Annotated in this window: 19 protein-coding genes, 2 tRNA genes and 1 pseudogene; 8 read left to right on the top strand and 14 right to left on the bottom strand. The window is 40.5% G+C overall.

All coding sequences use genetic code 11. The features are described from left to right. Nucleotides 1-26: 26 nt before the first annotated feature. A complete protein-coding gene (locus tag SKC36_RS10595) occupies nt 27-3,677 on the top strand; it encodes a PVC-type heme-binding CxxCH protein (RefSeq protein WP_459465853.1) in 3,651 nt (1,216 codons plus the stop codon). A gap of 72 nt (nt 3,678-3,749) precedes the next feature. Further along, a complete protein-coding gene (tgt, locus tag SKC36_RS10590; protein WP_459465852.1) occupies nt 3,750-4,883 on the top strand; it encodes a tRNA guanosine(34) transglycosylase Tgt in 1,134 nt (377 codons plus the stop codon). On the opposite strand, the gene SKC36_RS10585 is transcribed toward tgt, so the two are convergent. Next, a complete protein-coding gene (locus SKC36_RS10585) occupies nt 4,884-5,354 on the bottom strand; it encodes an Lrp/AsnC family transcriptional regulator (RefSeq protein WP_109321773.1) in 471 nt (156 codons plus the stop codon). Between the two features lie 98 nt (nt 5,355-5,452). Here SKC36_RS10585 and SKC36_RS10580 point away from each other — a divergent pair. The 4 genes from SKC36_RS10580 to SKC36_RS10565 all read left to right on the top strand — a co-directional run bounded on the left by SKC36_RS10580 (nt 5,453) and on the right by SKC36_RS10565 (nt 8,151). After that, nucleotides 5,453-5,528, top strand: a tRNA-Gly gene (locus tag SKC36_RS10580). A 40-nt stretch (nt 5,529-5,568) separates the two neighbouring features. Next, a tRNA-Leu gene (locus SKC36_RS10575) sits at nt 5,569-5,654 on the top strand. Between the two features lie 143 nt (nt 5,655-5,797). Next, a complete protein-coding gene (locus SKC36_RS10570) occupies nt 5,798-7,063 on the top strand; it encodes a serine hydrolase domain-containing protein (protein WP_459465851.1) in 1,266 nt (421 codons plus the stop codon). 86 nt (nt 7,064-7,149) lie between these two features. Further along, the gene (locus SKC36_RS10565; protein WP_459465850.1) at nt 7,150-8,151 is read left to right on the top strand and encodes a glycosyl transferase; all 1,002 of its coding nucleotides are present in this window, start codon (nt 7,150-7,152) and stop codon (nt 8,149-8,151) included. Nucleotides 8,152-8,276: 125 nt separating this feature from the next. On the opposite strand, the gene SKC36_RS10560 is transcribed toward SKC36_RS10565, so the two are convergent. From SKC36_RS10560 to SKC36_RS10545, 4 genes are read right to left on the bottom strand one after another with little or no spacing between them, the layout of a single operon-like run. After that, nucleotides 8,277-9,974, bottom strand: a complete 1,698-nt coding sequence (locus SKC36_RS10560; protein WP_459465849.1) for an OmpA family protein — start codon at nt 9,972-9,974, stop codon at nt 8,277-8,279. Beyond that, nucleotides 9,931-10,512: an LOG family protein gene (locus SKC36_RS10555; RefSeq protein ID WP_459454541.1), complete on the bottom strand. Its 582-nt coding sequence runs from the start codon at nt 10,510-10,512 to the stop codon at nt 9,931-9,933. The genes SKC36_RS10560 and SKC36_RS10555 overlap by 44 nt, the downstream gene beginning before the upstream one ends. Nucleotide 10,513: 1 nt before the next feature. Then, on the bottom strand, nt 10,514-11,401 hold the full coding sequence (locus SKC36_RS10550) for a TIGR01777 family oxidoreductase (RefSeq protein ID WP_459454540.1): 888 nt from the start codon (nt 11,399-11,401) through the stop codon (nt 10,514-10,516). Between the two features lie 4 nt (nt 11,402-11,405). Continuing rightward, nucleotides 11,406-14,546 (bottom strand): glycoside hydrolase family 3 N-terminal domain-containing protein, encoded by a 3,141-nt coding sequence (locus SKC36_RS10545; protein ID WP_459465848.1) that lies wholly within the window; start codon nt 14,544-14,546, stop codon nt 11,406-11,408. A 140-nt stretch (nt 14,547-14,686) separates the two neighbouring features. Between SKC36_RS10545 and tpiA the strand changes: the two genes are divergently transcribed. Further along, nucleotides 14,687-15,448 (top strand): triose-phosphate isomerase, encoded by a 762-nt coding sequence (tpiA, locus tag SKC36_RS10540; protein ID WP_459465846.1) that lies wholly within the window; start codon nt 14,687-14,689, stop codon nt 15,446-15,448. 93 nt (nt 15,449-15,541) lie between these two features. After that, nucleotides 15,542-16,219 (top strand): HAD family hydrolase, encoded by a 678-nt coding sequence (locus tag SKC36_RS10535; RefSeq protein WP_459465845.1) that lies wholly within the window; start codon nt 15,542-15,544, stop codon nt 16,217-16,219. Between the two features lie 69 nt (nt 16,220-16,288). Here SKC36_RS10535 and SKC36_RS10530 read toward each other — a convergent pair whose 3' ends face one another. From SKC36_RS10530 to SKC36_RS10490, 9 genes and pseudogenes are all read right to left on the bottom strand, one after another. Further along, entirely contained in the window at nt 16,289-16,879 is a 591-nt protein-coding gene (locus tag SKC36_RS10530; RefSeq protein WP_459465844.1) for a NifU family protein, read from the bottom strand. A gap of 260 nt (nt 16,880-17,139) precedes the next feature. Further along, a pseudogene (gene rpmA, locus SKC36_RS10525) lies at nt 17,140-17,397 on the bottom strand (50S ribosomal protein L27); the annotation flags it as partial. 39 nt (nt 17,398-17,436) lie between these two features. Then, nucleotides 17,437-17,751, bottom strand: a complete 315-nt coding sequence (gene rplU / locus SKC36_RS10520) for a 50S ribosomal protein L21 (protein WP_129027216.1) — start codon at nt 17,749-17,751, stop codon at nt 17,437-17,439. 126 nt (nt 17,752-17,877) lie between these two features. Beyond that, nucleotides 17,878-19,044: an AIR synthase related protein gene (locus SKC36_RS10515; RefSeq protein ID WP_459465843.1), complete on the bottom strand. Its 1,167-nt coding sequence runs from the start codon at nt 19,042-19,044 to the stop codon at nt 17,878-17,880. Between the two features lie 3 nt (nt 19,045-19,047). Beyond that, the gene (gene hemB / locus SKC36_RS10510) at nt 19,048-20,019 is read right to left on the bottom strand and encodes a porphobilinogen synthase (RefSeq protein ID WP_459465842.1); all 972 of its coding nucleotides are present in this window, start codon (nt 20,017-20,019) and stop codon (nt 19,048-19,050) included. 38 nt (nt 20,020-20,057) lie between these two features. Next, complete coding sequence (locus tag SKC36_RS10505; protein WP_459465841.1) at nt 20,058-20,408, bottom strand: helix-turn-helix domain-containing protein; 351 nt, start codon at nt 20,406-20,408, stop codon at nt 20,058-20,060. A gap of 109 nt (nt 20,409-20,517) precedes the next feature. Further along, on the bottom strand, nt 20,518-21,969 hold the full coding sequence (locus SKC36_RS10500) for a M61 family metallopeptidase (protein ID WP_459465840.1): 1,452 nt from the start codon (nt 21,967-21,969) through the stop codon (nt 20,518-20,520). After that, entirely contained in the window at nt 21,966-22,655 is a 690-nt protein-coding gene (gene recO / locus SKC36_RS10495; RefSeq protein ID WP_459465839.1) for a DNA repair protein RecO, read from the bottom strand. The genes SKC36_RS10500 and recO overlap by 4 nt, the downstream gene beginning before the upstream one ends. 3 nt (nt 22,656-22,658) lie before the next feature. Further along, entirely contained in the window at nt 22,659-23,450 is a 792-nt protein-coding gene (locus tag SKC36_RS10490; RefSeq protein ID WP_459465838.1) for a lysophospholipid acyltransferase family protein, read from the bottom strand.

Raw genomic sequence — 23,450 nt, 5'->3', positions numbered from 1 at the left:
CATTATTCCCTTAGGCAAAACGTCACATGAAAAAATTTACTTGTTTCCTCTTATTATTGGCTGCATCCTTTCAGCTTTTGGCACAAAACCAAAAGCCTAGAAGGCTAGAAATGCTATTTTTAGGTGATCGTGGTCATCATAAACCCCTTGACCGCTTTCCTTCTTTGCAGTCGGCTTTAGGTGTCAAAGGCATCAACTTAACCTATACGGAGTCTCTGAAAGACCTAAATCCAAGCTATTTAAATAAGTTTGATGGTTTGATCATTTTTGCAAATCATGATTCTATTCCAAAACCCCAAGAAAAGGCTTTGTTGGATTACATCAGTTCTGGTCATGGATTGGTCGCCTTACACTGTGCCTCTTTCTGTTTTAGAAATTCTCCGGAATATGTAAAAATGGTTGGTGGACAATTTTGGCGCCATAAAATGGATTCCATTCGCATCCAAAATGTTCAAGCGCAACACCCTGTTTTAAAAGGTTTCCCTGGAATTAAAACTGTGGATGAAACCTATTTGCATAGCCAATTACAAGCCGATAATAACGTGATTCAATCCCGTATCATCGGTCCAGAACAAGCCAAAGATAAACCCGGCCAAGCGACTGAACCCTACACTTGGGTACGCTCTTATGGTAAAGGAAATGTCTTCTATACGGCTTATGGTCATGATGAAAGAACCTGGGAAACTGTAGGCTTTCAAACTTTAGTGGAACAAGGTATTTTATATGCTGTGGGTAAGGACAAAGTTACGCTTTTAGAAAATTTGAAATTAGCCCCTTTGGCTTATCGCGAAGCTAATTTGCCAAACTATGAAAAGCGTCAAGGACCGCAATTACAGCAGTTACCTTTGAGCCCAGAAGAGTCGGTCAAATACATCCAAATTCCTGTTGATTTTAACCTAACCGTTTTTGCCGCTGAGCCTGATGTTATGCACCCTATTGCCATGGCTTGGGATGAAAAAGGTCGCTTATTTGTTTTAATCACCAAGGATTATCCCAATGAACGAAAAAATTCAAGAGGTAGTGACTACATTTTAATGTGTGAAGACACCAATAAAGATGGCAAAGCCGACAAATTTACCCGTTTTGCGGAAGGTTTAAGTATTCCAACGGGTATGGTCTTCGCCAATGGCGGCTTAATTGTTTCTCAAGCACCTCATATCTTATTTTTAAAAGATACTGATGGTGATGACAAGGCTGATGTTAAGCAAGTGATTATTACAGGTTTTGGAACAGGTGATACCCATGCGGGACCTTCGAACTTACATTATGGTTTCGACAACTGGATTTGGGGCTCAGTGGGTTACTCGGGTTTCAAAGGAAAAGTGGGTAGCGATTCTCTCAATTTCGGCAATGCCTTTTTCCGTTTCAAACCTGATGGGTCCAAAATGGAACATGTGACTAACACCTCTAACAATACCTGGGGCTTTGATTTCAATGAAGCAGGTGATGCCTTCGGATCTACTGCCAATAACTCGCACGGCTGGTATATTCCAATTCCTCACAAAAATATCTGGCAAGCTCCATTTTCATTCAATGGAAGTAAAAGTACCGATACCCACAAAGACATGAAACCGATCACGAAGAAAGTGCGTCAGGTAGACGTTTTTGGCGGTTTTACGGCAGCAGCAGGTCATAATTTCTATTCTGCTCGCTCTTTCCCTAAAAAATATTGGAATAAAATCGCTTTCGTATCAGAACCGACCGGACACGTTGTCCACCAAAATAAGATGGTGAAAACGGGAAGCGACTATAACGATGAAGAAGCATTTAACCTATTAGCTGGTGCCGATGAATGGGTTTCTCCAGTATTTGCTCAAGTAGGTCCGGACGGTGCCGTTTGGATTGCAGACTGGTATAGTTTCATCATTCAACACAATCCTGTTCCTAAAGGATTCTCCAACGGAACGGGTAATGCCTATGAAACGGATTTACGTGATTATACCCATGGACGTATCTACCGAGTAGGTTGGAATCAAGCTCCTGCCTACCAGCCTATCCAATTATCTGGAAATGATCCGGCAGCTTGTATCAAAGCCTTATCAAACAACAATTTATTCTGGCGTTTACATGCACAAAGGTTATTAGTAGAGCGAGGTAAAAAAGATATCGTTCCTGCTTTATTGGCACTTATTGCGAACAAAAAAGTGGATGAGTTAGGCTTAAATGTGGGAGCTATTCATGCCCTTAGAACTTTAGAAGGCTTACAAGCTTTGGAACTTCCTACCGTTAAAACGGGTCTCATTCAAGCTTTATCTCACCCAAGTGCTGCTGTTCGTAAAAACGCAGTACAAGTGTTGCCTAGAACTGACGCTTGGGCCAAAGTCTTGGTACAAAAAAATGTATTGAATGATGCCGATACCTTGGTGGCTTTACATGCCGTATTAGCTAGCATAGAAATGCCTGAAAGTCCAGCATTGAATAAAGCCATGGACGCAAAAATTGCCATGGAACAAAATAACCGTGATCGTTGGTTACCAGAAGCATTTTCTGCTTGGACAATGGCTAAGGGTGGCCAAAGAATGAAGGATTTCATCCTTAGCGAAGGAAAAAGAAAACCCGTAGCTACAGCTGAAAAAGTAGGCAAAGAGTTATCTAATCCAAGTATAGATGGCCAAAGCACAGGACTAGATTTAGTGGTAGCTGAGGTTCAAATAAGAGGAGGACAATTCAAACTAAGAGAAAACAGCTCTTTTGTCATTCGCATCAAAAATAAAGGAGATCAGGCCTTGGCCAAGGGAACGGTTTTACCTGTATTCTTAAAGATTGAAGGTATGGGCCGTCGAATTGATATGGAATCCTTCACCTTTACGGATGGTGTAGCTCCAGGAGAAACGGTTTCCGTTACTAAAAATACCAATGGCCCATGGACAGGTAATTTTGGTTGGACGGCTGATGTAGCAGGTTCATACAATATGGAGATTCAGATTGACAAAACAGGGGCATTGCCAGAAAGTGTTCGTAACAATAATACTTACCGCAAAGCGCTGGAAGTAAGTGGACCTAGCTCATTGAATGTCTACATGATGGAAAAGGTCTTCCGTGGTGGAGCATCAACTTGGTCAGGAGATGAAGTAGTAAATGCCTTGAAGAGCATTGAGATCATCGAATCGCCTGCCTTTGGCGCGGCATTAAAAGGAGCATCTGCTACATGGAATGCCAAAAAAGATCCCAAATTGTCAGCCGATAATTTGGCCTATTTCAAAAAAATTGGCGCATCCATTCGTCCTAGCGACTTCGATTATTACGAGCGTTTAGCGGCCACTTGGAAAATAGAAGTTGCCACTAACACGGGCTCTGCCAATGTAGTAAGAAAGGTCATCAAAACGGTCAAAGAAGCCATGCAATTTGACATTCGTGAATTCAGTGTTCCTGCAGGAGCTAATGTGGAAATCATTTTTGAAAACATCGATGCCATGCAACACAATTTGGTGATTGGCCAAATGGGAAGTCAAGAGAAAATTGGTTTAGCAGCCGACAAGATGATTACGGCAACCGATGGAGCACAGAAGAATTATATCCCGAATATCCCTGAAGTGCTTGCTTACACTGCTTTAGTAGATCCTGATGGAAGAGCTAAATTGGTATTTAAAGCCCCTAGCACCAAAGGTAATTACCCGTATTTATGCACATTCCCTGGTCACTGGAGAATTATGAATGGGGTGATGAAAGTAGAATAATCCAATAGCAAATAAAAAGGAGCGGTGCATGTGAACTCATGTACCGCTTTATTTTTTCCCTACCTTTGTGCTATGAAATTTGAGATTCAATCCACAGATGCCCATTCTAAGGCAAGAGCAGGTAGCTTAACCACCGACCACGGTACTATTCAAACCCCCATTTTTATGCCTGTTGGCACAGCGGGTACCGTAAAAGGGGTTCATATTTCCGAATTGACAGACCCTATTAAGGCCCAAATCATACTTGGAAATACCTACCACTTATACCTTAGACCAGGCTTAGAGGTTATAGAAGCTGCTGGAGGATTACACAAATTCAATTCTTGGAACGGGCCTATCTTAACGGATTCGGGTGGTTATCAGGTTTACTCCTTGGCTGGAACAGGTAGAAAAATTGTGGAAGAGGGAGTCAAATTCAAATCCCACATCGACGGTAGTACTCATTTTTTTAGTCCAGAATCTGTCATGGACATTCAAAGAACCATTGGCGCCGATATCATGATGGCCTTTGACGAATGCACGCCGTATCCATGTACCTATGAATACGCCCGCAAATCCATGGAAATGACCCACCGCTGGCTAGATCGTTGCATTACTAGATTCGAGGCCACAGAACCCAAATATGGCCACAATCAAGCCCTATTCCCGATCGTTCAGGGAAGTGTTTACAAAGATCTCCGTAAAATATCGGCTGAATACATTGCAGAGAAGGGCGCATTTGGAAATGCCATCGGAGGATTATCCGTTGGAGAACCTGTTGAAGACATGTATGAAATGGCGGATGAGGTAACTGATATTTTACCTAAAGACAAACCCCGTTACTTGATGGGGGTAGGAACACCCGCCAATATTTTGGAAGGTATTGCCTTGGGAATAGATATGTTCGACTGCGTGATGCCCACTAGGAACGCCCGAAATGGCATGATTTTTACTACCCAAGGAATCATCAATATTAAAAATGAAAAGTGGAAATCTGACTTTTCTGTCATAGATCCAGCCTTTGCCGATACCCTTCATGGCCAATACAGCAAGGCCTATGTTAGGCATTTGATTCGCTGCGAAGAGATGCTCGGAGCAATGATCGCCAGTGTTTGTAACTTACGTTTTTACCTCTGGTTAGTAGGAGAAGCGCGCAAAGAAATCCTTCAAGGAAATTTCACTTCTTGGAAAAATCGCATGATTCCACAACTAATGCAGCGACTATAATCAAGGAATTGGTAAAACTTTTGATTCTTTGAAGGTCGATAAAATCACCATGGTAGAGGTAGCAGATACCTCTTCTATTTCATTGATTTTTTCCAACATGAGTTTCTGATAGGTGGAGATATCTTTAGAAATAATCTTCAACATAAAATCGCCTGCTCCCGTCACGTGATGGCATTCAATTACCTCTGGTATTTGATTGATTTGTCGAACAAAAGACTCGGTCACTTGCTTCTTATGACCTGTTAAAGTCACTGTAACAAAAGTAGTTACACCTAAACCTACTTTATCACGATCTACTTGTGCGTGGTAGCTTTGAATGATTCCAAGACTTTCTAATTTCTTGACACGTTCCAAGGTAGGAGCGGGAGAAAGTCCAATTTCCTTCGACAATTGGGCGTTGGTAATTTTGGCATTTTGTTGCAAAATTTCCAGCAATTTGTGATCGGTTTGATCTAGCTTTGTGATGTTCATGGAATGTTAGAAAAAACAAAATTATAGAATATTTAAGGGAAATTTACGTTTCCCCTTGCATAAATAAGCAAAGGTTCTTAATTTTGCCCCACGAAAATGCGAAAGTAGCTCAGCTGGTAGAGCGCGACCTTGCCAAGGTCGAGGTCGCGGGTTCGAACCCCGTCTTTCGCTCCACTTGGAAGCACCCCACGGTGCTTTTGAGTTTTACAGGGCCGCCTGGGTGGTGGAACTGGTAGACACGCAGGACTTAAAATCCTGTGAGCCGAAACGCTCGTATGGGTTCGATTCCCATCCCAGGTACGATAATCGACAATAACCCTTCCAAGCAATTGGAGGGGTTTTTTGTTGCTAAAAAACCAAATACTTGCGTAAAATTTTTCGCCATTATTATTCTTCCTGAATTCCTTTTAACTTGGGATAAATTCCAAAGAACCTTTTGACCCATGAAAAAAAGTTTATTATCCCTCCTCTTAATTACCATCAGCTTGACCCATTACGGGCAAGTTCTTTCTCCTGTCATTAAACCGCATCCTAGTTTCGACAACCAGCGATTGGCCTATGTAGATACAGTTTTGAAACAATACGTAGACAAAAATTGGTTGACCGGCGCCGTAACCATCGTGATAAAAGATAATCAAGTCGTTCATTATAAAGGTCATGGATACCAAGATTTAGCTTCTAAAAAGCCCATGCCAGCAGATGCCATTTTCCGAATTATGAGCCAAACCAAAGGCATAACCAGCGTGGGCATCATGCAATTGTACGAAAAAGGAAAATTTAGCCTTGATCAGTCCATAGGTGATTTCATCCCTGAATTTAAAAAGCCCAAAGTCATTCAAGATTATAATCCTGCTGATACCACTTTCACCTACATCAACGCTAAGAGAGAAATCACCTTTCGCGATTTGTTAACACATAGCTCTGGAATAGGATATGCTGATATCGGTTCTGAGCGCATGAAAGCTATTTATGCTAAAGCGGGTGTTCCTTCAGGCCTAGGGACTTTTCGTGCCAATCTTCTGGAAAAAATGAAAATTCTTGGCAAATTACCTTTGGAACATCAACCCGGTGAAAAGTTTACCTATGGCCTCAATACGGACTTATTGGGCTGCCTCATCGAAGTCATAAGTGGCCAAACATTGGAAGAATACCTACAAAAAAACATCTTTGAACCGCTCGGAATGAAAGATACCTATTTCAATGTTCCAGCGGAGAAAGCGAGCAGACTTCCGGGTGTTTATACCGAAGATGCACAAAAAAAGATTATCGCTTGGGCCCCTAATTTCAGAAACATCAACCCCAATTATCCCCTAGATAAAAAATCCTATTTCTCGGGTGGCGCAGGGCTTTCTTCTACCGCTTTTGACTATGCCATTTTCCTTCAAATGCTTCTCAATGGAGGCAAATACAATGGAAAACAGATTTTAGGAAGAAGAACCGTTGAACTTATGGTAAGTCCACAGCTAGATTTCATCCAAGGTGGAGCCGATAATTTTGGACTAGGCTTTTCTATAACCTCAGAAAAATCCAGCCAATTACATGGGAGAAACAAAGGTTCATTCAACTGGGGAGGATATTATGGTACGACCTATTGGGCAGACCCTAAAGAAAATATGATTTGTCTCATCATGACGCAGCATACTCCCAACTCACATTTTGATTACAGCAGAAAGGTAGAAAATGTCATTTATAGCAGTTTGATACGCTAGGATTTGTCAAGCTCGAATTGTCGCCGTAGATTTGTTGACTTAGATTTGTCAATTTTTGAAAAATTGACAAATCTTGGTTTCATATCATGCAAAAAATTGTCCTTACCATTTGCTCCATTAATTATTTAGCACAAGCTAAATCATTGGGCGATTCTCTTCTACAACACAATCCAGATTACTCCTTTTTAATAGGATTGGTTGATCGTTTGGATCAATCCAGCATTGATAAATCCCAATTGCCAACCTATCCTTTGATTGAACTCCACAGCATCGGAATAGAGGATTTGGATGAAATGTGTGAGAAATATAATATCACCGAATTAAACACTGCCGTGAAGCCATTTTTCATGGAATATGTGTACAATACCTATCCAGAAGCCGAAATACTACATTATTTTGATCCCGATATTTTGGTTTTTCAAGCCTTGAGCGAAATCGAAACTCCTTTAAAAAACCATAGTTTAGTTTTAACTCCTCACATCCTAAGCCCTTACCCAGACACCTCTCGTCCGCAAGAAACGGATCTATTGAATACAGGGATATTTAATTTAGGATTCATTGGTACCAAACGTAGCCCCAATACCCTAGCTTTTTTACATTGGTGGAAAGAACGCCTCCGCGATCAATGCTACATTGATTTGGCCAATGGTATGTTTGTCGATCAGTTATGGGTGAATTTTGCCCCGGTTTATTTTGAAGATGTATTTATTAGTAGGCATTTAGGCCTCAATATGGCTTACTGGAACCTGCATGAAAGAACTTTAACAGGTGAAAATATTCCCTATTCTGTGAATGATGCCGTTCCACTCATCTTTTTCCACTTTTCAGGTTATCATCCTGAAAATCCAACCGAAATTTCCAAGTACCAAAACCGCTATACCTTCCAAGAAAAACCGGATGTAGCGACCATTTTTGACCAATACGCACAAATTTTGATAAAAAATGGGCACGAAATATACAAGAAATTTCCTTGTTTTTACATCAAAACACCCGTGGCAAAACCAAGAAAACGTTTTTTACGGGTTAGAAAATACCTAAGTTTACCCTTCCAAAAGGTGATCAACTTCATTGATAAAGTTCAAATTTAATCGACCGAACTTACCTATTGTTTAAAGCAAAATCTAGACTTAAATAGTTTATTGATTTCACCTTTCCCAGAGCCCATAAGGCATGTTCAAGCATGGAATAGGAATTGAGCAAATCCTATTGATCATTACAAAATAGCAAATTCCACACGACGGTTCATTTGTCGGCCTTCGTCTGTAGTATTGTCTGCCTTAGGTTTCGTTTTACCATAGCCCTTGGTTCTTATTCGGTCCGACTTAACCCCTGCGTTCAACAAGTAGTTTTTAACCGCGTCAGCGCGATCTTGTGATAATTTATTATTTAACTCGTCAGAACCCGTATTATCCGTATGTCCTGATATTTCAATTTGTAAAGAGGCATTTTCTTGCATTACCTGAACAATGCGCTTCAATTCCGGATCAGATTCAGGTGTCAAAGTCGCTTTACCCGTTTCAAAGAACAAGTTATTAATCGTCATGCTGGAACCTTTGGCTATTGGAGCCATTACTAAGTCACGCTCATCCAATTCCAGATAACGTCCACGTAATTTGCTTAAATCGATGTTGATAGAACTAGGTAAAAATCCTTTGGCTTTGGCAGTAATACCATAATTAACTCCATAAGGTAATACTAATTTATACAAACCCGTCTTAGGATCGGGTTTAGCAATACCAATGGTTTTGCCCGTTTTTAAATCCTCATAGCTGATATTTGTCTCATCTGGCACCTTACCTGTCTGAGGGTCCAAAACTCGACCAGAGACTAAAACAACGGCCTCTGATTGCTCGCTAGATACCGATCGCGGACTACCTTTAACATTTTGTTGAGCCAGTATAGGTTTATCCTCCACTTTTGAATCAACTGGCTTAACTGGAGCTGGAACCTCAGGTTCTGCTTCTATCGCAATCCGAAAGATGTCTTTTTTACCCAATGAGGCTTTGGAGGATAAAAAATAGGCATAATCCCCTTTAGCTGACAAGCTATAATAGGCGTCGTATTCTTCTGTATTGATGGGTCCTCCCAAGTTGATAGGCGTACGCCAATTCGTCCAACTATTATCCAACCGTTTGGACATATAAATATCTTGACTTCCCTGTCCACCTGGCCTATCCGAAGAGAAATATAAGGTTTTCCCATCTGCCGCTAAAAAGGGCGTTGTTTCCGAAAAATCGGTATTGATGGATTTACCCAAATTTTTCGGTTCAGTCCATTTGCCATCATTCAAAAAACTCACATATAAATCATCCCGGTCGGAATTCTTTTTTTCAGAAAAAGCTAACAAAAGCGCCTTGCCATCCATGGTCAAATAAGCATATTCATTTTTCCCCCGACTCAGTTTTTCATAATTAGGAATATCTAATTTTTCCGGTATGGACCAAGAATTCAATGTCTTTTTGGAAATAGAAAAGCCTCGTGTTTCATAATTCCCCTGTACATAAGCCCCTTTCAATAAAATGGTTTGCCCGTCAGGAGAAATCGACAAAATCGTATTGTATTGGTCGCGATTAAGTACATCGGGCATTCTTTTGGCGGTACTCCAAACATCCCCGATTCGTTCACTATACCAAATATCCTGCGAGCCCGCTACCGTTTCTGAACCTGCTGTACCATATTTATTGGATGGATGATTTTTTCTTCCAAAAAACAAGGTCTTTCCATCGGGAGCCATGACCGGATTCAATTCCGAGTAATCCGAATTAATGGCAGAACCTAAGTTTTCCGGCAATTTTTGGGCTTGGCTGTCCAAAAACCCAAGGAACAAAAAGAAAAAAATCACATATTTCATCATCCTCAATGCGGCATTATGCGCGATATATCCATTTCTTTTCCATCTTCTCTGGCACATATTCCATCATCCAATCGGCCAGTTTTGTCGCATCCGATTCCACATGCAAAGCAGTCAAATTTCGCTCCTTTAAAAAGCCTTCGTGAATCATATGCTGCAATTGTTGCAACAATAAGTCATAATATCCTGCGGTATTGAAGATAGCAATGGGCATTTGGTGTAAGTCCAACTGCTTCCAAGTTAACATTTCAAATAATTCATCAAAAGTACCAAATCCGCCTGGCATGGCGATAACCCCATCGGCCAATTCAGCCATCAATTGCTTTCTTTCATGCATGGATTCCGTCACATGGCAGGTCTGAATGCCTAAATGCTTGACTTCCCAAGGTTCCATAAAAGAAGGAATAACTCCTATTACCTCACCACCTAATCGAAGGTATTCATCCGCCATCACCCCCATTAAACCTACGCTACCTGCACCAAAAATAATGGTGCAATCGTGCTTTTTAAGTTCTTGGGCTAAACGTTTAACTTCTTCTTCATACACGGGATTATTACCCTTCGAAGAACCACAGTAAATCAATATTTTTTTTGACATATTAAGGGATTAAATCCTTTAGGGCTTCTGAAAATCGTACAAATCTAAACGAAAAACCCGCTTCTTTCTGTATCCGATTCGAAGAAACTAAATTTCCTCCTGTAACTAAAACGGCCATTTCCCCTAAAAGCAATCGTAAAGCAAAAGCAGGAACAGCCGGTAAAAATAAGGGCCTATGCATGGCATGAGCCAATAATTTATTCAATTCAGACTGACGAAGAGGTTCAGGGGCTACGGCATTATACACTCCTTGCATCGATTTTTTTTGTAAGGCCCACATAAACATGCCTATCAAATCTTGTAAGTGAATCCAAGATTGCCACTGCTTTCCTGTTCCAATATCAGCTCCAACAAACCAACGAATTGGTTTTTGCAAAACTGGCAAAATTCCTCCACCATTACCCATCACTAGGCCTATTCGGAATTTAACCACTCGAATACCTATGGCCTCTATTCCGTCCAAACTTCCTTCCCATGCTTGCGTGCATTGTGAAATAAAATCATGGCCTGGTTCGGTATTTTCCTCACATAATTTCTCACCTGTATCCGCTCCATAATAGCCTATACCAGAGGCAGAAATAAGCGTTTGAACTTGATTTGGATGCTTTTTAAGCATTTGATATAATAATCGAGAGCTCTGTACCCGAGATTGAATTAACTCTTCTTTTCTTGCATCTGTCCAGCGCTTTTCCGCAATTCCGGCTCCAGCCAAATGAATAATAGCGTCCACTCCGACCAAAGCGCTACTCTCCATTTCTCCCTTGGCAGGATTCCAATGAAAATCTCCGCCTCGGCGAGATAAAATGACTACCTGATGACCACTTTCCCGCAACTGCTTTTGCAATGCTTGCCCAATAAAACCGGTACCTCCTGTGATCAGTATTTTCATCGAATTAATTTCCTTTCTTAATAGCTTGATAAATTACCTCATTGATGCCCGTACGAATATTCAAGTCGCTAATCTTACTATTATTTCGGGTTGGATAAACACGATTCGATAAAAAGACATAAACTAAATCATGGGCCGGATCTATCCAGGTATAGGTTCCGGTAAATCCGGAATGGCCGAAGCTTTCCGCACTAGCTGATGCAGCGGCTGAAATACCCGGTTTTCTGCGATCTGGTTTATCAAAACCTATTCCTCTTCTCGAATTTTCATCTATAGAAAAAGGATATGATGTCCAGGTTCTCATGGTTTCATCCATGATGAACTGTTGGCCACCATAATATCCCTTTTGCAAATACATTTGCATCAATTTCGCTAGGTCATTTGCATTACCAAATAAGCCTGCATGCCCACTAATTCCATCTAAAAGAGCCGCACCTTCGTCGTGCACCTTTCCATGAATGAGGGTTTTTCTAAACAAGGAGTCATATTCGGTAGGTACTATTCTGTCCAAAGGGAAATGTTTATCGGCTTGGTAAACCAAGGTGCTAGCGCCCAGTGGTTTATAAAATGTATCGGATAAAAATTCAGTCCATTCTTTGCCCGACATACGCGGAGAAACCTTTGGTAAATAGTAATAAGAAAGATCTGAATACACATATTCTTTCTTGTCTCTCAAAGGGGAATTTTTAATGGCATTAAATAGCTGAGTAGATAAACTGGCATGTGCCCATAAATTATCTGTAATCTTTACAGGATATTCTTCCGAATATTGATAGGAAATCGTTTTAGGTTTCCAGCGTGTTGCCTCAGATTTAATATCAACACAACTATCCCATAGCATTTTAAGCTGCGATTTAATCAAGGCCTTCACCCGATCTTCCCCTTGAGTCTTAGTTATAAACTTCTCCACCACGGTCGTTTTCATCTCTTTTTTGGCAAACCGCTCATTAAACTTTTTGCTATGAAAAATCATGTCAGTACTGTCTACATATTCCTGCCAAAAAGGAATCCATGCTCTTAATCTAGCTTGATGAGTTAAGACATCGATGTATTTCAAATTTGATTTATTCGATGCTTTTAAATCGGGAATCAAAGCAGCCATACCTTCTTGAAGCGAAAACTTGCCTTCATCTTCCCATTTCATTAAGGCGGGAATAGATGTAGATATTTTAGTTATGGATGCTAAATCAAAAATATCCGATTTACGTAATGGGGTGGAAGATTCATAGGTTTGATTTCCAAAGGCTTTGTGGTAAATCACTTTTCCCTCTTTGGCAATTAAAACAACAACCCCAGGGGCCCCTTTAACTTGAATAGCCAATTTGGCCAATGAATCCACATTCTTTTGTAGGTATTTTCCTGACAAGCCTACTGCCTCAGGTAATACATTATATTGCAAACGAGCTAAGGTAGGAGTAGAAATACCCATACCACGAACATATTTGGCATTGAGTGTCACCGGAAACTTCCCAGAGGCTGGCAAACCACCAAATATGATTTCAGCCGCTACTTCTTGTTGAGCAATGCCATCTTGGTACATGGTAATCAAAGCCGCAGCTTTCTGCAAAGAATCAAACTTATTCAAAGTAAAAGCATTTCCTAAATGAACTACAACTGTTTTATTGGTAATAAAACGATCAACTAGGCTTTTTATGGGAGCTTTAAGGCTATAGTTATTGGCAGGACGAATGGATGTACCATGAATACCTAAAAGTACTAGGTCATAAGCATTCAATTTCCCTTGCGTATTGCTTATCGTAGTATCGGCACTGGTTTCATCCAAATAAAAATGATCCATTTCCATGTAGTTTTGTGCCATTTTTTGGAACTCCGTAGGGAATGTACTTCCATAATTTGCCTTGCCAATGGCTAGGGTTGCCACCTTTAATTGATGTAAATTTCGCAGAGGAATGAGGTTGTCAGTATTTTTCAATACCGTAGCAGTCTTTTCAGCCAACTGTTTATTCAATACTTCCGAATGAATGGGATTCAAATCTTCCACTAAATTCTCAATGACAATGGGTTGATATTGATCTAAACCCGCCCAAGCTTTGGCATTCAAAATTTTCTTGACACGGAAATTCAAATCTTCTTCGGTTAATTCTCCTGTGCTAATAGCTTTTTTGATGGCATTAAATGCTGAAGGAACATCCACAAAGGTTTCTAAAATATCATTCCCTGCTAAAATAGCTTTTACGTTGGCCGTTCCTTCAGGAAACATTTTGGTAGCTCCTTTCATATCCATGGCATCGGTAAATACTAATCCTTCAAATTTCAATTCATCTCGTAATAAACCTTTCACGATGGGTTTTGAAAGCGTAGAAGCCAAGCTAGCGGTAGTGTCTAAGGAAGGAATGCTCAAATGTCCGACCATGACCCCCTGCAAGCCTTTTTGGATCAATTCACGGTAAGGAAATAGTTCCAAACTATCCAATCGACTACGGCTATGACCCAATAAAGGCAAATCGTAATGCGAATCTGTCCCGGTATCACCATGTCCTGGGAAATGTTTGGCCGAGGTTATAATTCCCCCTTTTTGAAGACCTCGCATATAAGCTAAGGCCTTTTGCGTGACCAGGTCTCTATCTTCCCCAAAAGAACGGAAATTGATGACCGGATTATTGGGGTTATTATTCACATCCACCACGGGAGCATAATTAATGTGAACTCCCATTCTTTTACATTGCTGCGCTATTTGAAATCCCATTTTTTCAATCAATGCGTCATTTCCTTGCATGGCTCCAAGCGTCATTTGGTAAGGATAGCGGACAGTTGAGTCCAAGCGCATATTTAAACCCCATTCTAAATCCATACCGATGAAAAGCGGCACTTTGGACATGGCTTGTAGCTTATTAACCAATCTAGCTTGATGGGTAGGGTAACCAGCAAAAAACACAAAGCCGCCCACGTGATAATCTCTAACGATGGAATTTAATCGGGCTGTATCATAGATGGGTCCAGCATTTCCCCGAGGCATTAATACTTGGCCTATTTTTTGATCTAAACTTAAGGACGCAAAGACGGAGTCCACCCATTTCTGTTTAGAATGAGGAAATAAACTGGACTGTGCCCAAGTAGAGGAAACAATGAAAAGGAAAAATATGAACAGAAGACTTGTACTTGTCGCTTTGTTTTGAAGTTTCATGGAAAGGTCGAATTTGTAAATACCATTTGTGAAAATACGGCAAAAGCCTGAATCTTTGGGGCTTTGGGATTGATTTTTCGTAGTAATTTTTCTTAAGCCAGAAAGGAATTGTAATTTCGCACACCAAAAAAGATGAACGTATGAGAAAAAAGATTGTTGCAGGAAACTGGAAAATGAATAAAACAGCATCAGAAGCTGTTGCACTAGCTGCAGAAGTAGCGGAATTAGTAAAATCAGAAGTACCTGCTAGCGTACTGGTGATTATGGCGCCTCCGGCATTATTTATATCAGAAGTAAATAAAGCGACAGAAGGCATTGCCAATTTGTCTGTATCGGCACAAAATTGCCATGAAAAAGCATCGGGTGCTTACACGGGAGAAATTTCTGCTTCTATGTTAGCTTCTGCCGGTGTACCTTATGTTATTTTAGGTCACTCAGAACGTAGACAATATTTCCAAGAAAGTAATGCTCAATTAGCGGCAAAAGTAGATGCTGCATTAGAGAATAAATTAACTCCTATTTTTTGTTGTGGAGAAAGCCTTGAATTACGCGAAGGAGGTGATTTTTTAGCCTTTGTGGCACAACAATTAACGGAAAGCTTGTTCCATTTAAATGCAGAGGCCTTTGGTCAAGTGGTTATTGCGTATGAGCCAATCTGGGCTATTGGAACGGGTTTGACGGCATCTTCAGCTCAGGCTCAAGAAATGCATGCTTATTTACGTCAGCATATTGCTGGAAAATACGGCCAAGCTGTAGCGGATGCTTGTTCTATTCTTTACGGCGGAAGTTGCAACGCACAAAACGCGGCTGAATTATTCGCATGTGCAGATGTGGATGGTGGATTGATCGGTGGTGCTTCGTTAAAAGCAGGCGATTTTATCACCATTGCGAAATCATTCTAAAAATTTGATTTTTTTTTCTAAACCTTGCCAGCGTTTTAAACGCTGTCAAGGTTAACGATTATCTCTCGATTTTCTTGTCCAAGAAACTGATTTATGAAAGTTATCGCTTTTGATGCGGATGATACATTATGGGTTAATGAACCCTATTTCAGTGAGGCTGAACAACACTTCTGTGAAATGATGGAAAATTTTCTGCCAATTCATAGCACTTCTCAAGAGCTTTTTAAAACGGAAATGGACAATTTGGATACCTATGGCTATGGCGTCAAGGGGTTTATGTTGTCAATGATTGAAACAGCCACTCGAATTTCTAAAGGAACAATAGGATTGGATGGAATAGAACGTATACTATCCATTGGAAAGGAACTAATTCATAAGCCTATTGAAATTTTACCTGGAGTAGAAGAAGTTTTAGCGCAATTATCACATAAATACCGGTTGGTGGTTGCAACAAAAGGGGATTTGCTAGATCAAGAAAGAAAATTGGCCAAATCTGGATTAGAGAAATACTTCCATCACATTGAAATCATGTCCAACAAAAGAGAGCATGATTATTTAAAACTTATTAATCATTTAGATATTCAAACACATGAATTCTTAATGATAGGCAATTCATTAAAATCCGATATTTTGCCTGTTCTTGAAATTGGTGGACACGGTATTCATGTCCCTTTTCATACTACTTGGGCACACGAGCAAGTTTCACATCAAATCGTTCATGAAAATTTCCGAGAAGTGAATGAAATGCTTCAAATTTTAGATTTTCTCTAAACCTTGGCAGCGTTTTAAACGCTGTCAAGGTTAACGAATATCCTCTTATTTTCTTGTCCAAGAAACTGATTAAACTCCTTCAGCAACTACTTCCTTCACTTGAGGCACCATTCGTGTCATCAACGCCTCAATTCCAGCCTTTAAGGTCATGGTAGAAGAGGGACAACCCGAGCAAGACCCTTGCAATAATACCTTCACTTGACCCGACTCCTCATTAAAGGAATAGAATGAAATAGCTCCTCCGTCGGACTCTACAGCTGGCTTTACATATTGCTCTAGGACTTCCTTAATTTTGGCAATGACCTCTGATTCATCGGCATCCGATTCCGAAATGGCACTTTCAGGCAAACTGAATACGGGTCTTTTCTCTTCAAAATACTTTTTCAAAAATTGCTTGATGCCGAAAAGCTCATCTTCCCACAATACATGCTCCGCCTTTGTTAAGGTCACGAAATTACTGGTGATAAATACACGCTTTACAAAATCAAAACCAAATAGGGCAACTGCTAAAGGCGAATTTTTCTCCTTTGTTAAACCATCAGCTGGTTGAGTATAATCAAAAGACATCCCATCAGGCAATAATTCCACATTGAAAACAAATTTCATGGATTGTGGATTGGGTGTTGACTCCGTGTATATATGTATTTGTGAATTCAGCATAGAATTTTTATTTAACTCAACAAAGGTAGGTCCTTTTTGGTTTCAAACGCATAAAAAAACCTGATGTGAAAACACCAGGTTCTTTTTTTTATCAATCAGACAAATTATTCAGCTGCTGGAGCTGCTTTCTTTGCTGGTACTTTCTTTGCTTTTGGAGCAGCTTCTACTACGGCTTCCGCAGCAACTTCAGCTTTAGGAGCTGGAGCCGCTTTCTTGGCTGGAGCTTTCGCAACCGCTGGCTTATCTGCCGCCACTGCGCTAGCAGCTATTGGCAAAACGTGAACAAAAGAACGACCTTTAAATCCTTTTTTGAAGGTTACAACACCATCAGACAAAGCAAATAAAGTATGATCCTTTCCTACACCTACATTTAATCCTGCATTGTGAGCTGTTCCTCTTTGACGAACAATAATGTTACCTGCGATAACTGCTTGGCCACCAAATAACTTAACGCCAAGTCGTTTACTATGCGATTCGCGACCGTTTTTGGATGATCCGGCCCCTTTTTTATGTGCCATGTTGTATTATGTTAAACGTATAAAACGTTGATTAAACAATTATTTTAAAGAAATTGACTCGATCAAAACCTTCGTCAAATCTTGACGGTGACCATTCATTTTTTGGTAACTCTTTCTACGCTTCTTCTTGAAAACCAAGACTTTCTCGCCACGAACGTGAGCTACAATTTTTCCTGTGATTTTAGCTCCCTCTACTGTAGGGGCTCCAACGGTCACATCTCCGTCTTTGTCAACAAGTAATACCTTGTCGAAAACCAGTGCAGCGCCTTCCTCGCCCGCCAAACGGTGGGTATAAACGGAACGGTCTTTTTCTACTTTAAACTGCTGCCCGGCAATTTCTACGATTGCGTACATTCTTTTATGTATTTAAGTGAAACAATCCCACGAGGCTAGGAATACCTTTCAAAAGCCTTTTAAATGGGGGTGCAAATATAAAAAGTTATTGGCAAACTTGCAAGTAAGCCCTTGATTTAATTGTGATTAATACACAAACTCACCGAATTCACTCCGAATACTTAGTTTCTTTTTTTCTGAGGATTCCACTCGACCAATAATTTGAGCCGGAATTCCAAAGCTTTGAGAAATCCGTATTATCTGGTCAGCATATATCGGATTCACATAAATTTCTAAACGATGGCCCATGTTGAACACTTGGTACATTTCTTGGTAACTAGTACCGCTTTCTTTTTGAATCATCTCAAACAAAGGCGGCACAGGAAACAATTGATCCTTAATGATATGAACCTTATCCACAAAATGCATCACTTTAGTTTGTGCTCCACCTGAACAATGCACCATACCATGTAAATGCGGACGTAATTCCTCTAAAATTGCCTTTACCACGGGCGCATAGGTTCTTGTTGGAGACAGGATTAACTGACCAACATTCAGTGGCGTTCCTTCCACCGCTTCTTCTAATCTTCTCGAACCAGAATAAACTAAATCGCGAGGAACCTGGGGATCAAAGCTTTCTGGGTATTGACCCGCTAAATAATGTCCCAAAACATCATGGCGGGCAGAAGTCAATCCATTGCTTCCCATCCCTCCATTATACGTTTTTTCATAGCTTGCTTGGCCATCTGATGCCAAACCAATAATGACATCTCCCGCTTGAATATGCTCATTTGAAACCACATCCGAACGTTTTAATCTGGCCACTACGGTACTATCTACAATGATTGTTCTCACCAAATCACCGACATCAGCTGTTTCTCCTCCCGTACTATAAATACCAATTCCATTATCTCGCAACATCTGAAGGACCTCTTCTGTTCCTTGAATAATCTCAGAAATAACCTCTCCCGGAATTAGATTTTTATTTCGACCAATCGTACTTGACAACAACATATGATCCGTTGCGCCCACACAAATTAAGTCGTCCGTATTCATCACCACCGCATCCTGTGCAATGCCTCTCCAAACAGAAATATCTCCCGTTTCTTTCCAATAGAGGTATGCCAAAGAGGATTTTGTACCAGCGCCATCCGCATGCATGATGTTGCAATATGCCTCATCTCCTCCCAGCATGTCGGGTGAAATTTTGCAAAATGCTCTCGGGAATAATCCTTTGTCTAAGGTCGAAATGGCCTTATGTACATCGTCTTTTGATGCAGAAACCCCTCTTTGTAAATAACGATCTGATGACATATATTACGCTAATTTTAATTGTGCAAACTCTTTGGCAAAGTAGGTCAGGATAACCTGAGCCCCTGCGCGCTTAATCGATAACAAACTTTCCAACATTGCCTTTTCTCCATCTATCCAGCCGTTTTGAGCCGCAGCTTTTACCATGGCATATTCTCCTGAAACGTTATAGGCGGCAATCGGTAAATGACTGTTTTCCTTCAACAAAGCAATGATATCCAAATAGGCCAAAGCAGGCTTCACCATTAAAAAATCTGCCCCTTCCATTTCATCCAATTCTGCTTCTATCAATGCCTCCCGACGATTTGCGGGATTCATTTGATAGGTTTTTTTATCTCCAAACTTTGGTGCAGATTCCAAGGCATCCCGGAATGGTCCGTAAAAGGCTGATGCATACTTAGCCGTGTAGGCCATGATACCCACCTGAGAATAGCCCGCCTCATCCAAAGCCTGGCGCAAATACCCCACTCTACCATCCATCATGTCGGAAGGGCCTATCAATTTACTTCCTGCCTGCGCTTGTGCAATGGCCATTTTGGCCAAAACAGGTAAGGTTTCATCATTTAAAATCTGTCCCTCTTGAACAATTCCATCATGCCCATCCGAGCTATATGGATCCATCGCCACGTCCGTCAATAAGCTGATTTCTGGGAATCGTTGACTGATTTCATAAATGGATTCGGTGTATATATTCCCCTTTTTATAACTCTCCCTTGCCATGGAATCTTTTTTAGACTCTGGAATTTGAGGAAATAAAGCAAAGGAATGAATACCTAGTTTGACACAGGATTCAATTTCTGCCAACAATAAATCTAGGGTAAACCGGTAAATTCCCGGCATGGAAGATATCTCCGTTTGAGTATTTTGACCTTCCATAACAAAAAGTGGAAACATCATATCTTTAACAGATAATCGATTTTCTTCCACCATGGAACGGATTACAGCACTTTGACGATTTCTACGGGGTCTTTGCAACATGATTGATCCAATTAAGTCGCAAAGTTACAGAATAAATATTAACCCCGTTGCTCCAATTTAGCACTCAACTCGGCAATTTTCATTTGTAATTCCAGAATCAGTCGCAAGGATTCATCAAATTCCTTCCGCATCACAAAACTATAGCCCTCACTTGGATTGAGATCATTCGTGTTACCAATGGTCAAGGCCGGCTTTTCCATTAAGATTTCTCCCAAATCAAACTCCAATACCTCCGCAATTTGCTTCATTCGAGATAAATTCGGATCTGTTTGACCCCGCTCAATTTTAGAGTAAGAGGATGTAGAAATATTTAATTTCATCGCCACGTAATCTTGGCTGTATCCTTTATCAGATCTAATTTTTCGAATGCTTTTTGCGAAGTCTTTCATCGCAGTAAAATTCCAAAAGAATTAGAGGATTGCTGTGTGCGCCAAATGACATAAAATAAACTTGTGTGACATTTACAATCGTTTAAAGACAAATTTTGTCAATTATCAATTACTTGATAAGCCCTTGAAGCCATTTTCTAGTATCCTCCTGCTCTTCCTTGTCGATTTCATTCAACAATAAGCCTCTCTCTGAGGAATGCAACCTTAATCCCACAAATTCCAAAAGTTCATTTAAGGGCTCCTCCAAGGGTTCATTCCCCTCCACCCAGACTTTCCAAAATTGAGTTAAACTTCCCTCATACACCTCTTCCACTAGTTCATAAATATCCAGTAATGTATAACCCTGATGCTTAATCCCAAATTTATCGTTCATAAGCAGCATAACGTCTCGAATGGATTTAGCATGCCCAAATTTCTTACGTATCAATAAATCCAATGCCAAAGCCACAATCGCCCCTTTGTAATAAATAGAAACACGTTTGCCTGGAATAGCTTTCCCATATCCATCTAACCACAAATCAATGGAACTTTCCACCAGCGATTGCTTGGATGCTCCATCCCTTTCAAAATGCAATTTCAGATTGCCCAAAAGAGATGCCAAATATTCTTCCTTTTGATAAACCCCAGAAGCCACTAAAAACCAGTCTCCTACATAAGTTGTCACCCCCTCAACAAACCATGCCGAAGGAAAATAAACTTCCTCCGCATAATTATAAGGTAATAATTCCTTAGGACGAATGGTCGCAATATTCCACACGTGAAACAATTCATGAGAGGCCAAACCAATCAAATCATCATATAAATCACGGTCAGGGGGCCCCAAGACCATCATAGTAGAACTTCGATGCTCCACGCCATGGTAAAAAGCCTCCTGCTTAATCCAATGCTGAAAACGATATTCTCTTACAGGAAAATGTTTCATCCATTCCACCTGAAAAGCCGATATTTTCCGATAAGCTTCCAATAACTTTGTTTGAAAAACACTAGATGGCCCTATACCCTCAGCCCAAAAATGAATATCTCCCAATTCCCAATGATATTGATTCAATTCCTCACTAGCTAAGAAGGTGGAATCCACCAAATCTCGGTAAGTAGAAGCAGCCCAAAGTCCTTTCGACTTCACTTTCAAAGCGGTAGATACCTTCCAAACTTTCGGGATATCTACCTTGACTTCACAAGGTATCTCTTCTTGGCCATGAACAAAGAGCAAACACGTAATGAAATTCACATACAGCATTTCCTGGTTCGAAACGCTACCTCCGGCATCTGCTTGCTGGGCAAAATAGGCATACCGAACTTCTACTGCCTGACTTTCTTTTCCTTGAAATTCCCAGGCAGAAGTACCTTTTTTGTTGAGCTTGATTTCCTCTCCTGTAGCCTCAAAAGCCCTTACTTGGGGTATGTTTTTGGAAAAATGCTGAGCCTGATATCTTCCCGGCCTCCAAATAGGTAATTGTAGTCTTACATTACCTGACTTAACCACTTGAAATCGAAAAACGATGTTCAAAAAATGCTCCTCTGTTTCAGAAGGAGTTAATTGATAAAAGGCTAAATGCTTCATGATGCCATCACTTCTTGTAAAACCTGCCACGAACGAATCTCCCCAATAGACTCCATATGCATTTGATAATATTGTAACATAATCGCCACCAATTCCTTGCGCTGTAATTTAGTCATAGCAACCGTTTTCCCATAGCCCGTCCCGATTAATTCCCCCAAAATAGGAGATAGGCTAGCTGTTTTTTCCGCCCCGATCCATGGGCTCATTTGACTAAAAAATTCGATGGAACTACTAGATCCAAAACCCAAATAGGCACTCAACTCCCACAAAAATTGAATATGAAAATTCTCGACATGAGCTTCCGCCTTATCCAAGAATTGGAAAGATTCCTCCAAAAAGTCATATAATGGTATGTTCTCTTCTTCTTCTTTCAAAACCTTTCCTAACACCTCACTTAAAAAAAGCGCGATACTCGACTTAATGATATCAAAAGGGATTTGCTGATAAGGATAATAACATTTGGCCTCAGAAATCCGATGCAATCCTTTGCCCGGTTTATGATACACTTCCAAATCCAGCAAGGTCAAAGGCTGAAAAAGGGCCATTTTATGTTTCGCTTTGGCTGATCGAACACCATTTTCGATGTAAGAAGCTATACCAAACTCAGCTGTGTAGATGGTAATCAAAAGGGAAGTCTCCCGATACCGCATGTTGTTAATGACCAAACCCCTCGTTTTCCGCTGCATCGACTAATCAATCTTATTTTCCTCTTCTAAAGTTAAGCCTACCTCAAAAGCTATTTTGTCTAATATTGCTTCCACGGTATCCTCTTCATGAAACTGAATCGGTTGGCGAAACTCCACCTCCAATTGAGTATTTCGCATTTTTAATAATAGGCCTTTCTTATCAAATGCCCTTCTAAAACCATTAATTCTGACAGGAACAACAATGGGATTGGTATTTTTAATTAAATGAGCTGTTCCTTTACGAAGAGGGGCAAAAGCCCGTGTCGTTCCTTGTGGGAAACTAATCACCCAACCAAAACCCAATCCTTTCTTAATTTTTTCTACCGCCTCCAAATCCACTTCTCGTTTAACATTTTCTCCTTTGGCGCGCCATGATCTATTCACCAATATGGCGCCCGCTTGAGCAAATACCTTTGGCAAAATGCCATCATCCTTCATTGTTTCTGCTGCGGCTACATAAAACAAATTGGAACGAGGCGCCAACAAATAAATAGGATAATTAACCGAATTTCTAAAGCCCCATTTGACCGAAAAAAAGATATGATACAAACAAATCACATCCATAAAATACGTCTGGTGATTGGATAAAAACAAAACGCCTCGCTCCGGCAATTCATCCAAATACTCCGTTCCTTTAATCTTAGTCTTATTGTACATCACCAGTCGGCTGTATGTCAAAAAGCCCAAAACAACCATAATTATACGCTTGAATACAATTGGATTACCAAATGGATCTCTTTCACCAAGACCCAAGGTGTCCATAAATTGAAATAAGCGCGTTAATTTTGATGCCAT

It is taken from the genome of Aquirufa sp. OSTEICH-129A (assembly GCF_054558355.1).
The sequence above is the reverse complement of the archived record's forward strand: the minus strand, read 5'-3'. Positions and strand labels throughout refer to the sequence as shown.

Bases quoted from the DNA above. Each gene is read 5' to 3' on its own strand.
- SKC36_RS10585 (WP_109321773.1), bottom strand. From the start codon at position 5,354: ATGAACATCACAAAGCTAGATCAAACCGATCACAAATTGCTGGAAATT.
- rplU (WP_129027216.1), bottom strand. From the start codon at position 17,751: ATGTACGCAATCGTAGAAATTGCCGGGCAGCAGTTTAAAGTAGAAAAA.
- SKC36_RS10560 (WP_459465849.1), bottom strand. From the start codon at position 9,974: ATGTGCCAGAGAAGATGGAAAAGAAATGGATATATCGCGCATAATGCC.
- tpiA (WP_459465846.1), top strand. From the start codon at position 14,687: ATGAGAAAAAAGATTGTTGCAGGAAACTGGAAAATGAATAAAACAGCA.
- tgt (WP_459465852.1), top strand. From the start codon at position 3,750: ATGAAATTTGAGATTCAATCCACAGATGCCCATTCTAAGGCAAGAGCA.
- SKC36_RS10555 (WP_459454541.1), bottom strand. From the start codon at position 10,512: ATGTCAAAAAAAATATTGATTTACTGTGGTTCTTCGAAGGGTAATAAT.
- SKC36_RS10595 (WP_459465853.1), top strand. From the start codon at position 27: ATGAAAAAATTTACTTGTTTCCTCTTATTATTGGCTGCATCCTTTCAG.
- hemB (WP_459465842.1), bottom strand. From the start codon at position 20,019: ATGTTGCAAAGACCCCGTAGAAATCGTCAAAGTGCTGTAATCCGTTCC.
- SKC36_RS10490 (WP_459465838.1), bottom strand. From the start codon at position 23,450: ATGGCATCAAAATTAACGCGCTTATTTCAATTTATGGACACCTTGGGT.
- SKC36_RS10500 (WP_459465840.1), bottom strand. From the start codon at position 21,969: ATGAAGCATTTAGCCTTTTATCAATTAACTCCTTCTGAAACAGAGGAG.
- SKC36_RS10535 (WP_459465845.1), top strand. From the start codon at position 15,542: ATGAAAGTTATCGCTTTTGATGCGGATGATACATTATGGGTTAATGAA.
- SKC36_RS10570 (WP_459465851.1), top strand. From the start codon at position 5,798: ATGAAAAAAAGTTTATTATCCCTCCTCTTAATTACCATCAGCTTGACC.
- SKC36_RS10530 (WP_459465844.1), bottom strand. From the start codon at position 16,879: ATGCTGAATTCACAAATACATATATACACGGAGTCAACACCCAATCCA.
- SKC36_RS10545 (WP_459465848.1), bottom strand. From the start codon at position 14,546: ATGAAACTTCAAAACAAAGCGACAAGTACAAGTCTTCTGTTCATATTT.
- SKC36_RS10565 (WP_459465850.1), top strand. From the start codon at position 7,150: ATGCAAAAAATTGTCCTTACCATTTGCTCCATTAATTATTTAGCACAA.
- SKC36_RS10505 (WP_459465841.1), bottom strand. From the start codon at position 20,408: ATGAAAGACTTCGCAAAAAGCATTCGAAAAATTAGATCTGATAAAGGA.
- SKC36_RS10550 (WP_459454540.1), bottom strand. From the start codon at position 11,401: ATGAAAATACTGATCACAGGAGGTACCGGTTTTATTGGGCAAGCATTG.
- SKC36_RS10515 (WP_459465843.1), bottom strand. From the start codon at position 19,044: ATGTCATCAGATCGTTATTTACAAAGAGGGGTTTCTGCATCAAAAGAC.
- recO (WP_459465839.1), bottom strand. From the start codon at position 22,655: ATGCAGCGGAAAACGAGGGGTTTGGTCATTAACAACATGCGGTATCGG.